We start from the raw sequence: 13,764 nt of genomic DNA, 5'->3' as shown, positions 1-13,764 counted from the left end.
GGAGGAATGTCATGCCCCGCATCCTCGCAACGCTCACTGCTGCTGGTCTGATCCTTGCGCCGTTGTCGGCCTTTGCCGAAACATCACTGGAATCGATCGTCCGTTCCGGGGATGTGTCCGCGCTGAAAGCAGCTCTCGAAACCGGCGCCGACGTCAACGAGGTCTTCGGTACCTACGATACCTCGGCCCTGATGCTTGCCGCGATTCGTGGGGACACGGCGATGGTCGCGGCGCTGCTCGACGCCGGCGCCGATCCCGATTGGGTGAATCAACGCGGTGCCTCTGCGCTTTCCGCTGTGGCGCGAAGCTGCAGTGCCGGCTGGGACGTTGCCGCGGTGTTGCTTGACGCCGGTGCCGACATCGAAAACCGGTCTGGCGCGGCGCTGACACCGCTCATGGTCGCGATCCAGGAAGAGCGCCCGACCTTCGTCGCCGGCTTTCTGGAACACGGCGCCGACGTCAATGCGCTCAACGCCTACGGCGAAGGCGCGCTCAACTACGCGATCTACTACGAGCAGCCGGACTTCATCACCGCTCTGCTCGATCGCGGCGCCGCTACTGAACCGCTGAAGCTTCTGTTCACCACCGGTGTCTATTACTACCCGAACTTCGGCAACGCGCGGCCGCATGCGGTCGATTGTGCGATCTGAGTACGTCAGGCCTGCTCGGGGACCAACGTGTCGCCGGGGTTTTCCGCCTCGACGTGGTCTCGCTGCTTGGTTGCCGCACTCGCAGCAGCGGCGGGGTCGTTGTCCGCCGGGTCGGGGCTCGGAAAGAGCTCGTTGAGCGGCATCGATCGACCATCGTCGCCGACGATCCGGACATGGAATCGACGCAGCCGCCGCGGTTCCGGCACACCGCACGAATGGGCAATGATCTCGACCTCTTTGCGCATGTTGATGCAGTAGTTTGCGACGCGTACGGCCTTCTCGGTGGGGTCGAGGCCACGCTGGAGGCGAGGGTTGTGGGTGGTGATCCCGGTCGGACAGGTGTTCTTGTTGCACTTGAGCGACTGGATGCAACCGAGTGCAAACATGAATCCGCGCGCGGCGACGACGAAATCCGCGCCGGAACAGAGCGAGGCGGCAACACCCGCCGGCGTGATCATCTTGCCGGACGCAATCAGCCGCACCCGCTCCTTCATGCCGTGACGCTTGCGGATGTCGTCGACCAGTGGCAGCGATTCCCGGATCGGCAGGCCGACATTGTCCATCAGCGGTAATGGAGCCGCGCCGGTGCCGCCGTCGCCGGAGTCGACGGTGATGAAGTCCGGTGCGCTCTCGGTTCCGCGACGGGCAACCTCCTTGAACATGGCGTCGAGCCAGCCATAGGCGCCGATCACGCATTTGAATCCAACCGGCTTGCCGGTGACCTCGCGGATGTGGGCGATCCGGTCGAGCAGATCGGCAACGCTGGAGATGTCCGGGTGACGGTTGGGCGAAATCGAGTCCTTGCCGGCTGGGATGCCGCGGATTGCGGCGATCTCCTCCGAAACCTTGATCGCCGGCAAGATGCCGCCCTTGCCGGGCTTGGCACCTTGCGACAGCTTGATTTCGAACATCTTGATCCGTGGTTCGTCGCCGAGCGCCTTCAGGCGTTCGTCGGAAAGGTTGCCTTCCGCATCGCGGACCCCGTACTTCGCTGTGCCGATCTGAAAGACGATGTCGCAGTCGCCTTCGAGGTGGAAGGGTGAGACCCCACCCTCGCCGGTATTCAGCCAGCAGCCTGCCATGCCGGCCCCCTTCGACAAGGCCTGGACCGCCGGTTTCGATAATGCCCCGTAGCTCATGCCGGAGATGTTGAAGAAGGATGGCGCCGCATATGGTTTGCGGCAGGTCGGGCCGATGACCATCGGCTCGGTTTCCGCTCGGTCCGTATCCAATGTCGGGAAGGGGCAGTTGACGAAATAGAGGGTCCCCGGAACGGTCAGGTTCTTGGTCGAGCCGAAGGCGACTGTGTTGTCCTTGCCGGCCGAAGCACGGGACACCCATTGCCGCTCAGCCCGGTTGAACGGCATTTCCTCCCGATCCATGGCGAAGAAATACTGGCGGAAGAACTCGCCCAGAGTCGAAAACAGGTAGCGGAAGCGGCCAACCACCGGATAATTGCGCCGGATGGCGTCGCGGTTCTGGGTGATGTCGACGATGAAGAGGACGATGACGACGGCCACGCCGAGGCCGATGACGAACACGAACAACGTCACCAAAAGGTCCAGCGCCGTAGCTATCGGGCCAGGAACGAGCGAGTCCATGTCAAATCCCCGTTGAACGCCGGCCTTAGCGGCCGGCCGCATTGGACTGTGCACGGACGAAGCCGGCTACGGAAGGGCGGCAGACGCGATCTCCCGCAGGTTTGATCGACGGGGGAATGTGCGTGAGAATGATGGATCACAAGGTCGCCGGTTCGTGATCGGCACTTCAACCAGCTTTGGGACACAGGTGAGGTCAGCCGGGCTTGGGTCACGTTTCGGGGAACAACACAGGCTTCCGGCTTTGTCCCGGCTGGTTTGACCGGCAGGCGCAGGAGTCGCTGGTCACTTTGCTGCGAAAGTCTGTGGCCGCAGCGCCGTTCTACACGCCGACTATGCCGCGGACCGGCAAGCCGTTCTCGGTGCAGATGACCAATTTCGGGCCGCTCGGCTGGGTCTCGGATCAGCGCGGCGGGTATCGCTATCAGGCGACCCATCCGGAAACCGGCGCCCCGTGGCCGCCGATTCCGTCACCTGTTCTGGAGGTCTGGCGACGGCTGGCAGAGTATCCGAGCCCGCCGGAGGCATGTCTGGTCAACTACTACAGACCGACGGCGAAGATGGGACTCCACCAGGACGCCGACGAGGAGGATCGTGCTGCGCCGGTGGTATCGATCTCACTCGGCGATACGGCGTTGTTTCGGTTGGGTGGAACGGAGCGCCGCGACCCGACCCGCTCGTTCCGGCTGTCCTCGGGCGACGTCGTTGTGCTCGGCGGCGCGGCGCGCATGGCATTTCACGGGATCGACCGGATCTACCCGGGGACATCGACGGTGCTGGGGGACTGGTTTCCCGAAGGCGGCCGGCTCAACCTGACGCTGCGGCGCGTGACTGTCGGGCGATAGGGGCCTTGATGGCGCGTTTGTTGAGGGTGTGCCCGCGACTGCCGGTCGCCGATCTCAAGCGAACCGTCAGTTTCTATGGCGACATTCTCGGCTTCCGCCCGGGGCCCCCGTGGCCGGAGGACGATCCTGAATTTGTCATGCTGTCCCGCGACGGCATCGACCTGCAATTCTATCGACGATCACAAGACGAGCTGCCGATCGGTCCGGCAACGATCTACATCGATACCGACGATGCCCAGTCCCTTCACGCTGCGTTGCAGGCTCACGTTCCGATCGACTGGGGCCCGGAGGTCTACTGGTATGGCCGCCGCGAGTTCGCGTTCAAGGATCCGGACGACTACGCGGTCATCATCTCAGAGGAAACCGACGATCCGCCGACCGTCGCGGATTGAAGCAGTCGGGCAACACGCCGATCTTAACGGAATCGATCCGGGATGCCTGTTCGTTAGCCGCGACGGGACCGGGGTTTCGCGACGGCGCGTTGCTACTTGGTCGAGCCGAGAATCTCTTCATTAATGAAGCGCCGCGGCCAGCGACGGAACGCCTGCCACTGATAGTACCGCTTCTTTCCAACCTGGTTGTTGTTCTTGGCGAACCGGGCAGCGTGCATTTCCATCTTGTAGAGCTGGTGGCGGACGAAGTGGCGTCCATAGCTCTGGTACTGTTTCCGGTGTTTTTCGTAGATGTAGCCGTAGCAGGCGCGGACTTCGTCAGCGTTTCGGCCGACGTCGGATTTGTTGTACTTGCACAGGCTCGCTTTGGTGGCCGGGCTATGCAGGACGCCACCGCTCTCCACGAAGCGCAGGAAGAAATCGAGATCCTGCAGACGGGGCAGCTTCTCGTCGAAGCGCCCGATCGCCTCGAACGACTGCGCCGAGCCCAACAGCGTCCATAGGTAGGCACGGAGGCGGCTTCCGCCGAGGAGCAGCTTCACCTGATCGCCCTTAGTGGACTGCCGACGCGGCTTCGGGCGGCGCCCAACCCACTGCCAATCGTAATTGCAGGTGATCCAGGCCCCATCGCCCGATCCTCCCGACTCGATGGCGCGAAGCCGTTCGAGCTGCAGGCGCGTCTTGTCGGGGTACCACTCGTCGCCCGCATCCAGCCACGCAACGTAGGGACTATCGATGTGATCCAGCAACACGTTCCGCGTGAAAGGGCGGCCACGGTTCTCGGCATTGCCAACCAGCACGAACGTATCGTCACCGGCCTGTTCGGCGAGAAGCGTCTCGACAGCGCTGCGATTGTCCGACGACGAGCCGTCGTCGACGATCACGACACGAAAACGTCCTGGCCAAGCCTGTGTCGCGACGGTCTTCAGCGACAGCTCAAGGCCATCCGGGTCGTTGAAATGGGGGATGAGGACATCGACCTGCAGCTCCCTGTGATCCGGCAGTCTGCTCCCTCCAGCATTCGTCATGATTTCATTCCGCGACGGTATTTGGGAAAGATGGAAAACGTCAGTTCCGTGAACCGTGACGCAGGCATCCCGGTATAGTCCTGCTCCATTTCATACTCGCCGGCGCTATTGCCAAAGGCCGGGAACAATGGTGTCGGATGTGCGTTGGCGAACTCCTCGCGAAGCCGTTCGTTGTCGTCGACATAGCGATCGACAAGGTCTTTCATCGCCTGACGGGACAGCCAATCCAGGGTGCCGGTTTCTCGCAGATTGGTTTTCCGGGCATAACGCGAGAGCTTGTGGGTCATCTTGAGAAGGGCTTCATCGTCAACCGACGTCGCATTGATCAATCGTTTGTATTCGACGAGCTCCACCGGAAGCGAAAGATTTGCCGACATCCCCGCGTTAAGCCCAGCTATGTCGATGTCGATATTTTCAAAGAATTTATTCACGAGCCCTTCACGTCTCAATTCTTCGTAGACAAGAACATCGAGAACCGGGAAAAACTCCTTAAGGAGTTTCGATTGCCGATAATAGTCGAGTAGATCTATTTCCTCGTTAAGAAAATTCTTGAACGAACGCTGATATCGCGTATTTCTAACGCGTTCCTGGTATAGAGAACGTATAAATCCATCCTGTCGCCGAAAAACGGCGATGACCTTTACTTCTTCGGCGCCGAGTAAATCACGGAGAGTGGCGAGATAGTTACGGCGCCCCTGCCAATGATCATTCCCAGCGTCGATCAGATGGCGGTAGATCGGCTCGGCGCTGATGAGAACGATTTCGTCGCTGCGTCTGTTCTTCCTTACCAGTTCAACGAATCGACGAGCATCGTCGACGGTGAACCGCTCACTGGTTTGCCCTGCTACCGCGTGAGCGAAGTGATGGTGCCCGTAATGGTCCATCACGCCGATGTCGCCATACGCCGGATACCAGAGACCTCGCTCCCGAAGTTCCTCGCGATTCGCCGCAGCGAACTTTTGAATGGAGGTGGTACCGGTTTTGTGAGTGCCGATGTGGAGGTAGATCGTCATGGCGCGGCGCGGAACGTATCCTTCGGCGAATGTGATCGACCGGCCAGATCAATCGGAGGGCGAGTGAAATATCGTTCTCTCACCGGGAAGCGCCTCATAACAGGACCCTGTCTGGCCGTCTACATAGGTTTCCCGTGCCGAAGGGGCGAGACCATGACCCAGAGCGGTCAGGTTCAATGCCGGCACGACCTTATCGTCGCAACAGAGTAGTTATTACGTCGGCGGCTGTGACGGCGTCCCCCGGTTTCAGACACATCGGGCTGATCACGATGACCCCCGACCGATAGTTGACCATGTCGAGGTGGATCGGCGGCCCACGCTCCAGCAACTGATGCTGCAGATCGGCCGCCGCCTTAGTGGGATCGTCCGCCGTCAGGCGGAGCGACACCTTGGGCACCGCTGTGACGTCGCTGTCGCCGGTGATCGTGACATCCGCTGCCGACAGGTCGGCGAGGCGGTCGGCGATAGCGCGCACGTCGGTAAGCCAGCGGGCGTGACGGGCCGCGTCCCCTTCGGCGACGAACAGCTCCAGGGCGGTCAGCAGCCCGATGATCTCCTCCTTGCCCGTCTTGCACGGTCGACCGATTCCGTGGCGCGGGACGCCGCTCAGCGCCGTCCGGTCGATGAGGCTCGCCGGCGGCTCCCACAGCTCGGCGAACACGTCCATGTCAAGGTGTTGCAGGGCAGCCGCAGAGACGAGATGTTGCCGGCCGCAGAGAATGCCGGACGCTTGTGGGCCGCCAATCGCTTTACCGCCTGAAAAGACGACCAGATCGGCGCCTTCCTCGATGAAACGCCTGAGATTGGCCTGAGGTGGCAACTCGGCGGCAGCGTCCACCAGGACCGGCACGCCGGCCGCGTGAGCGACTTTGACAGCTTCTGACAGGGGCGGCTGCGACTCGGCCGTCGCCACGTAGTAGACCGCCGCGGTGCGCTCCGTGATGGCGTTGGCGATGTCCCAGGCTTCCGTGTCGCGGACACCGGCGCCTGACGCTCGGTCCGGCAGTCCGACCTCAACCAGCCGCGCTCCTGTGGTACGAACGGCATGGTCGTAGCTGTTGCGGTGGCTACGGGGAATGATCACCTCATTCTTCACGCCGGCAGTATCCGGCAAACGGTCCATGGCCGCGACATTGAATCCGGTCATGCAGGCGGCCGTGCCGATCAACAGGCCGGCCGCGGAGCCGGATGTGACGTATCCGGCTTCAGCGCCCGTGATCTCCGCGATCGTCTCGCAGGCATGCCCCTGAAGCGTCGCCATATCGACCGTATACGCTGAAGCGTCGGCCATCGCCGCGGCGACTTCGGGCCTCATGATCCCACCGGACAGGCGGGTCAGGGTTCCAGCGGCGTTGATGATTGTCGGGATGCCGCGCTTTTCGTAGACGTTCAATGGACCTTGCCCCGTGCATCGACCGGCACGGCGCCGAGCACCTCGTCGCCGCGCACGAACACGACGCGATCGAACAGGTTGATGACCGGACAGATGTGATTGGGCGTCACCCGGACCAGATCGCCGACCGTCGGCTTCTCGTTCAGGCGCGAAACATCGAGATATCCGTGCTCCTCGTTGAGGTCGTAGAGCGGCGCGTCGTCGAGTGCGTGGACGGTGCCGTACCCTTCGAGGCCTAGGAGGTCCATGGTCAATGCCTTCGAGCCCGCGTCGATCAGGGCGCGCTCCGGCGTGGGCCGGCTGACGACGGTGGCGAGGACGTTGGCAGCGCAGTCGGACCAGTTGCACGTCCCACGCGTCACCAGGGATCGGTCGAAAAACACGTAGGTGCCAGGCCGGTACTCGGTGGCGATCGACAAGCCCTCGTCACGCCACATGTCCGGCGAGCCGCCGGTGCTCACGATTTCGGTCTCAAGTCCGTCGGCGGCAATCAGGTCACGAGTTTCCACGAGGAACGATTCGGCCGCGGTCCGTGTTCCCGGGCTCGGATAGGTCTTCAGGCCGCGATAGATCACGCCAGGAGTGGTATTGATCTCGCGAGCAAGCGCTGCAGCGGCTGTCGGCGTCTGCACCCCGTTGCGCCCCGCTCCCGTATCGCATTCGACCAGCACGGCGATGTCCTGGCCGGCTTCGGCACCGGCTTGGCCGAGGCCGCTGACGACAGTTGTGTTGTCGGCAACGGTGGTAACCTTGGTGCGACACGCCAGGTCTGCGAGTCGCTTCAGTTTCGAGGCTCCCAAGATATTGAAGGAGATGAGGATGTCGTCGACCCCGGCGTCGGCCATGACTTCAGCCTCGCCGAGTTTCTGGACCGTGATCCCCCTGGCGCCGAGTGCAACCTGGTACTTTGCGAGCGGGACCATCTTATGGGTCTTGATGTGCGGCCGGTTGGCGATACCGATCGCATCGGCCCGCTTCTGCCAGCGCTTCAGATTGCGATCAACGATGTCGATGTCGATGATCGGTACCGGGGTTTCGAGGTCCTCGATCCGCTTGGCTGTCGGCTCGAACGAAAAGAAGTCGTCAATACTCATGCGAAAGAATCCGGTTGCAGGTGAAAGTCAGCGCCTTCGGGCAGAAGCTTATCCCGTCGGCGACAGTCATGGTGCCGGTAATGTACGACGCTTCGCCGGAAGCAGAAAATGCCGCATAGAGAGTCCCGACGCCGTTGTCACCCCGATCTCGTCTCGTAGCGGTACCGGTTGTGACGGCTGGCGCGGTGCGTTTTGCTCAGGGCCCTCGCTTGCCGACGTTGACAGCGATGCACCAAACCCTAGCCTGTGGGCAGTAAGCCGGCGTTGCCGGCGGGAGAAAACTGCTTGTGTCGTTAGGCGTTTACGTCCCCCAGGACTCCGCTGCCGTTGCGGTCGGCGCCGATGCAGTCGCAGCGGCGATCGGTGCGGAAGCGCGACGACGTGGGATCGATATCGATCTGGTCCGAACCGGATCGCGGGGCCTCTACTGGGCCGAGCCGTTGGTCGAGGTGGAAACCCCGGCGGGGCGGGTCGCCTACGGGCCGGTGACCGACGATGATGTCGCGAGCCTGTTCGACGCCGGATTTTTGGACGGCGGAAGCCATCCGGCACATCTCGGCTCCACCGAAACGATTCCGTGGCTGAAACGCCAGACACGACTGACCTTTTCGCGCTGCGGGATTATCGATCCGCTGTCGCTCGCCGACTATGGAGCGCACGGCGGCTATGCCGGGTTGGCCCGGGCGTTTTCGCTTGGGGCTAGTGAAACGATCAACGTGGTTGAAGCATCCGGCCTTCGAGGCCGTGGCGGCGCGGGATTCCCGACCGGTCGCAAGTGGCGCACAGTCGCTGACGCCCAGGCCGAGCGGAAAGTCATCGTCTGCAATGCCGACGAGGGCGATTCCGGTACGTTTGCCGACCGGATGATCATGGAAGGTGACCCGTTCGTCCTGATCGAAGGTATGACCATCGCGGCGCTGGCAGTGGGCGCCACCAAAGGGTTCATCTACATCCGCTCCGAATACCCCGACGCGATCGCGGTGATGGAGGCGGCGATCGCCACGGCCCGCGAAACCGGCCGCCTCGGCGAAAACATCGACGGATCGGGCCTCGTCTTCGACATCGAAATCCGTGTTGGCGCTGGCTCGTATGTGTGCGGCGAGGAAACGGCACTGCTGGAGAGCCTGGAGGGAAAACGCGGCGTGGTGCGCGCCCGTCCACCCCTGCCGGCCCACAAGGGCGCGTTCGGCTTGCCCACCGTGATGAACAACGTTCTCTCCTTCGCCGCCGTTCCATTCATCCTCGCCGAAGGCGCTGAAGCCTATGCCGATTTCGGCATGGGTCGCTCGCGCGGTACCATGCCGATCCAGTTGGCGGGGATGGCGAAATATGGGGGCCTGTTCGAAACCGGCTTCGGATTGACCCTGGGAGACCTCGTCGATGACATCGGTGGCGGTTGCTGGAATGACCGGCCGGTTCGGGCAGTTCAGGTCGGCGGGCCGCTGGGCGCTTATTTCCCGCCGGCTCTGTTCGACACACCTTTCGATTACGAGGCGTTCGCCGCTCGTGACGGGCTGATCGGCCACGGCGGCATTGTCGTTTTCGACGATTCCGTCGATATGGCGCGACAGGCGCGGTTTGCCATGGAATTCTGCGCTTTCGAATCCTGTGGCAAGTGCACGCCCTGCCGGATCGGCTCGACCCGTGGCGTCGAAACCATCGACCGAATCCTTGCCGCAGCCGATCGGGCTGCCGATATCATGGTTCTGGAAGACCTTTGCGAAACCATGAAGTATGGTTCGCTTTGCGCGCTCGGTGGGTTCACGCCGTATCCGGTGATGAGCGCGCTCAGGCACTTCCCTGAGGATTTCGGGCTGGAGGAGCGGCCCGAGGCGGCACAGTAGGAGGAGACGATGCCGCTGATCCGTGAGATCGACTACGGCACGCCGCACATGGCCAGCGACAAGGAGGTGACGCTGACCATTGATGGTGTGACGGTTACCGTGCCGGAAGGCACGTCGATCATGCGCGCCGCCATGGAAATGGGCACCGAAATCCCGAAACTCTGCTCGACCGACAGTCTTGAGGCGTTCGGCTCCTGCAGGCTGTGTCTCGTTGAAATCGAGGGTCGCAACGGTACACCATCGTCATGCACCACACCGGTGGTCGAGGGGATGGCGGTGCGCACCCAGACGGAGCGGCTCAAGCGTCTGCGGCGCGGGGTGATGGAACTCTACATCTCCGACCACCCACTCGACTGTTTGACCTGCGCCGCGAATGGCGATTGCGAGTTGCAGGACATGGCCGGCGCCGTCGGTTTGCGGGAGGTGCGCTACGGCTACGACAACAAGCACCCGGCGCCGGAGAAGGACGAGTCCAATCCGTACTTCAGCTACGACCCGGACAAATGCATCGTCTGTTCCCGCTGCGTGCGGGCTTGCGAAGAGGTGCAAGGCACCTTCGCGCTGACGATTGCCGGCCGCGGTTTCGGGTCGGTGGTATCGCCGGGTATGCAAGAGTCGTTTCTGGAGTCCGAATGCGTCTCCTGCGGCGCCTGCGTCCAGGCCTGCCCGACCGCGACGCTCACCGAGAAGTCGGTGATCGAGATCGGTCAGCCGGAGCGCTCGGTGGTGACGACCTGCGCGTATTGCGGGGTCGGCTGTGCCTTCAAGGCGGAAATGCGCGGCGACGAAGTCGTGCGCATGGTTCCCTACAAGGACGGCAAGGCGAACCGCGGCCACTCCTGCGTGAAGGGGCGCTTCGCCTGGGGCTACGCCAGTCATCGCGAGCGTGTGCTTGAGCCGATGATCCGCGACCGCATCGACGAGCCCTGGCGAACGGTGTCCTGGGACGAGGCGATCGCGCGGGTCGCGTCTGAGTTCACGCGGCTCCAGACCACACACGGTCGTGGCGCGATCGGCGGCATTACCTCGTCGCGCTGTACCAACGAGGAGACTTTCCTGGTGCAGAAGCTGGTTCGGGCCGGCTTCGGTAACAACAATGTCGACACCTGCGCCCGGGTCTGTCATTCGCCGACCGGCTATGGGCTGAAGACCACCTACGGCACCTCGGCCGGAACGCAGGATTTCGATTCCATTGCTCACACCGACGTCATTGTCGTCATCGGTGCCAACCCGACCGACGGTCACCCGGTTTTTGCCTCGCGGATGAAGCGGCGTCTGCGCGAAGGGGCCAGGCTGATCGTCATCGATCCGCGCCGCATCGACCTTGTCCGCATGCCGCACGTCGAGGCCGATCATCACCTGCCGCTGAAGCCTGGCACCAATGTCGCGATCCTCGATGCGTTGGCCCATGTCGTGGTCACCGAAGGGTTCGTCGACGAGGATTTCGTTCGCGAGCGCTGCGACTGGGAGGCGTTTCAGGACTGGGCGTCCTTCATCGCCGAGCCGCGCAACAGCCCGGACGCGGTTGAAGCGATCAGCGGCGTACCCGCCGAGACGATCCGCGATGCGGCCCGGCTTTACGCAACGGGTGGCAACGCAGCGATCTACTACGGTCTCGGGGTCACCGAACACAGCCAAGGGTCGACCACGGTGATGGCAATCGCCAATCTGGCCATGGCCACCGGCAACATCGGCCGGCCGGGCGTCGGCGTGAACCCGCTGCGGGGCCAGAACAACGTCCAAGGCGCCTGCGACATGGGATCGTTCCCGCACGAACTCCCCGGTTATCGGCACGTCTCCGACGACGCTGTCCGCTCGACGTTCGAGGCGCTCTGGGGCATCGAACTCGAAGACGAGCCGGGCTTGCGCATTCCCAACATGCTGGATGCGGCGGTCGACGGCACCTTCAAGGGAATCTACATCCAGGGCGAGGACATCCTTCAGTCCGATCCGAATACGCAGCACGTCGCCGCCGGCCTCGAGGCCATGGAATGCGTCGTCGTGCAGGACCTGTTCCTCAACGAGACTGCCAACTACGCCCATGTGTTCCTGCCCGGATCAACGTTCCTGGAGAAGAACGGCACCTTCACCAACGCCGAACGGCGAATCCAGCCGGTGCGCAAGGTGATGGAGTCGCGCTCCGGTATGGAGGACTGGCAGATCACACTGGCCATCGCCAACGCCATGGGCCTGGAAATGGCCTACGCGCATCCGTCCGAGATCATGGACGAGATCGCCCAATTGACTCCGACCTTCGCCGGCGTGTCGTTCGCCAAGCTCGACGAACACGGGTCGATTCAGTGGCCCTGCCACGACGATGCGCCGACCGGCACACCGGTGATGCATGCCGATACCTTTGTGCGCGGCAAGGGCCGGTTCATGGTGACCGAGTACATCCCCACCGACGAGCGGACCGGGCCGCGCTTCCCGTTGCTCCTGACCACCGGTCGCGTGCTCACCCAGTACAATGTCGGCGCCCAGACGCGGCGGACGGCCAACGCCGTCTGGCATGAGGAGGACCTGCTCGAAATCCATCCCCACGATGCGGAACAGCGCGGCATCCGCGAGGGTGATTGGGTGAAGCTGCAAAGCCGCGTCGGCGCGACGGCGTTGCGCGCGACGCTCACCGAGCGGGTGGCGCCGGGCGTCGTCTACACCACCTTCCACCACCCCGACACGCAGGCCAACGTCGTGACCACGGAGTATTCGGACTGGGCGACCAACTGTCCGGAGTACAAGGTCACCGCCGTGCAGGTCTCGCCGTCCAACGGACCAACCGACTGGCAGGATGCCTACAAGGCAAAGTCGGAGGCAAGCCGCCAGGTCGTGCCGGTCGCCGAGCCGGCGGAGTAGCACCTTGCCGGATGGCGCCCGGACGGTCCCCTTTGCCGGCTGGCGGAACGGAGCTCCGGTCTCCGGCACGCGGACCGTACCCGAAGAAACGGCGGTCGCTTTCGTCTACGACGGAACCACGTATGCGGTGATGATGGCGACGCCGGCCGACCTCGAGGATTTCGCGGCCGGTTTCTGTTTGACGGAAGGCATCGTCGATTCGGTTGGCGATATCGAGGACGTCGCAATCGTTCACCAGGAAATCGGCATCGAGCTGCGTATCCGTCTCTCCGACCGCCGGGCCCGGGCTCTTGCCGACCGCCGACGCCGGGCTGCGGGACCGGTTGGGTGCGGCCTCTGCGGGATCGAGTCGCTCGAGGAAGCGATGCGGTCGCTGCCGGGCGTGGCATCCAAGGCGGCCTTCGAGCCGTCATCGGTGTTCGCCGCGCTGGGCGAACTTGAACGCCGCCAGAAGCTCAACGCGGAGACCCGTGCCGTTCACGGCGCAGCGTTCTGGACTGCCGGCGGGGGTATCGTCGCCGTGCGCGAGGACATTGGCCGCCACAACGCGCTCGACAAACTGGCGGGCGCCCTGGCCCGCACCGACGTCGTACCAAGCGACGGCCTACTCGTTCTCACCAGCCGATTGTCGGTCGAACTGGTGCAAAAGGCTGCGATGATTGGGGCGCCCGTGATCATCGCCGTGTCCGCCCCGACAGCGTTGGCGGTGCAGACGGCCGAGGCGATCGGGATCACGCTGGTCGGTGTTGCCCGTCGCGATGGCTTTGAGGTCTTTACCCATCCGAAGCGGATCGTCCGGTCGCCGGATCATGTGGCTTCCTAAGCTCGTTTACATGGCCAACCAGATCGGCCGGTTCTTCGTCACGGCCGATCGCGCGACCGCGGTCGAGGGGATCGCTGACCACCTCCGCCGATTCTGGGATCCGCAGATGCGCGCGGAGATCATCGCCTATGTCGATCAAGGCGGCGACGATCTCGATCCGCCGGTGCGCGAGGCAGTGGAAGCTCTGCGCGACGGTCAGTAGGGGGCGGTCGGAACAACTTCGTGTGGAGG

Annotated in this window: 12 protein-coding genes; 7 read left to right on the top strand and 5 right to left on the bottom strand. The window is 63.2% G+C overall.

Translation table 11 applies throughout. The features are described from left to right. Positions 1-11 precede the first annotated feature (11 nt). Positions 12-650, top strand: a complete 639-nt coding sequence (locus ACO076_RS03405) for an ankyrin repeat domain-containing protein (protein ID WP_421725329.1) — start codon at positions 12-14, stop codon at positions 648-650. A 5-nt stretch (positions 651-655) separates the two neighbouring features. On the opposite strand, the gene ACO076_RS03400 is transcribed toward ACO076_RS03405, so the two are convergent. Then, positions 656-2,251, bottom strand: coding sequence for an FMN-binding glutamate synthase family protein (locus ACO076_RS03400; RefSeq protein ID WP_421725328.1), 1,596 nt, complete (start codon positions 2,249-2,251; stop codon positions 656-658). A gap of 203 nt (positions 2,252-2,454) precedes the next feature. Between ACO076_RS03400 and ACO076_RS03395 the strand changes: the two genes are divergently transcribed. Beyond that, positions 2,455-3,093: an alpha-ketoglutarate-dependent dioxygenase AlkB family protein gene (locus tag ACO076_RS03395; RefSeq protein ID WP_421725327.1), complete on the top strand. Its 639-nt coding sequence runs from the start codon at positions 2,455-2,457 to the stop codon at positions 3,091-3,093. Between the two features lie 8 nt (positions 3,094-3,101). After that, on the top strand, positions 3,102-3,485 hold the full coding sequence (locus ACO076_RS03390) for a VOC family protein (RefSeq protein WP_421725326.1): 384 nt from the start codon (positions 3,102-3,104) through the stop codon (positions 3,483-3,485). A 92-nt stretch (positions 3,486-3,577) separates the two neighbouring features. On the opposite strand, the gene ACO076_RS03385 is transcribed toward ACO076_RS03390, so the two are convergent. The 4 genes from ACO076_RS03385 to ACO076_RS03370 form a co-directional block, all read right to left on the bottom strand. Next, positions 3,578-4,513 carry a glycosyltransferase family A protein gene (locus ACO076_RS03385; protein WP_421725325.1) on the bottom strand — a complete coding sequence of 312 codons (936 nt, stop codon included), beginning with the start codon at positions 4,511-4,513 and terminating at the stop codon, positions 3,578-3,580. Beyond that, positions 4,510-5,526 (bottom strand): hypothetical protein, encoded by a 1,017-nt coding sequence (locus tag ACO076_RS03380; protein ID WP_421725324.1) that lies wholly within the window; start codon positions 5,524-5,526, stop codon positions 4,510-4,512. Before ACO076_RS03380 ends, ACO076_RS03385 begins: the two co-directional genes overlap by 4 nt. 190 nt (positions 5,527-5,716) lie before the next feature. Further along, complete coding sequence (locus ACO076_RS03375) at positions 5,717-6,919, bottom strand: aminotransferase class V-fold PLP-dependent enzyme (RefSeq protein WP_421725323.1); 1,203 nt, start codon at positions 6,917-6,919, stop codon at positions 5,717-5,719. After that, positions 6,916-8,013 (bottom strand): alanine racemase, encoded by a 1,098-nt coding sequence (locus ACO076_RS03370; RefSeq protein WP_421725322.1) that lies wholly within the window; start codon positions 8,011-8,013, stop codon positions 6,916-6,918. The genes ACO076_RS03375 and ACO076_RS03370 overlap by 4 nt, the downstream gene beginning before the upstream one ends. A gap of 287 nt (positions 8,014-8,300) precedes the next feature. On the opposite strand from ACO076_RS03370, the gene ACO076_RS03365 reads away from it, so the two are divergent. The 4 genes from ACO076_RS03365 to ACO076_RS03350 are packed head-to-tail and all read left to right on the top strand — an operon-like array spanning position 8,301 to position 13,735. Beyond that, positions 8,301-9,857, top strand: a complete 1,557-nt coding sequence (locus ACO076_RS03365) for a formate dehydrogenase beta subunit (protein WP_421725321.1) — start codon at positions 8,301-8,303, stop codon at positions 9,855-9,857. A 9-nt stretch (positions 9,858-9,866) separates the two neighbouring features. Next, on the top strand, positions 9,867-12,710 hold the full coding sequence (gene fdhF / locus ACO076_RS03360; RefSeq protein ID WP_421725320.1) for a formate dehydrogenase subunit alpha: 2,844 nt from the start codon (positions 9,867-9,869) through the stop codon (positions 12,708-12,710). Next, positions 12,646-13,533 carry a formate dehydrogenase accessory sulfurtransferase FdhD gene (gene fdhD / locus ACO076_RS03355; RefSeq protein ID WP_421725319.1) on the top strand — a complete coding sequence of 296 codons (888 nt, stop codon included), beginning with the start codon at positions 12,646-12,648 and terminating at the stop codon, positions 13,531-13,533. The genes fdhF and fdhD overlap by 65 nt, the downstream gene beginning before the upstream one ends. Continuing rightward, positions 13,520-13,735 carry a formate dehydrogenase subunit delta gene (locus tag ACO076_RS03350; protein WP_421725318.1) on the top strand — a complete coding sequence of 72 codons (216 nt, stop codon included), beginning with the start codon at positions 13,520-13,522 and terminating at the stop codon, positions 13,733-13,735. Before fdhD ends, ACO076_RS03350 begins: the two co-directional genes overlap by 14 nt. Positions 13,736-13,764 lie beyond the last annotated feature (29 nt).

The sequence above is a fragment of the Bauldia sp. genome (assembly GCF_965232525.1).
Classification (GTDB): domain Bacteria; phylum Pseudomonadota; class Alphaproteobacteria; order Rhizobiales; family Kaistiaceae; genus Bauldia.
The sequence above is the reverse complement of the archived record's forward strand: the minus strand, read 5'-3'. Positions and strand labels throughout refer to the sequence as shown.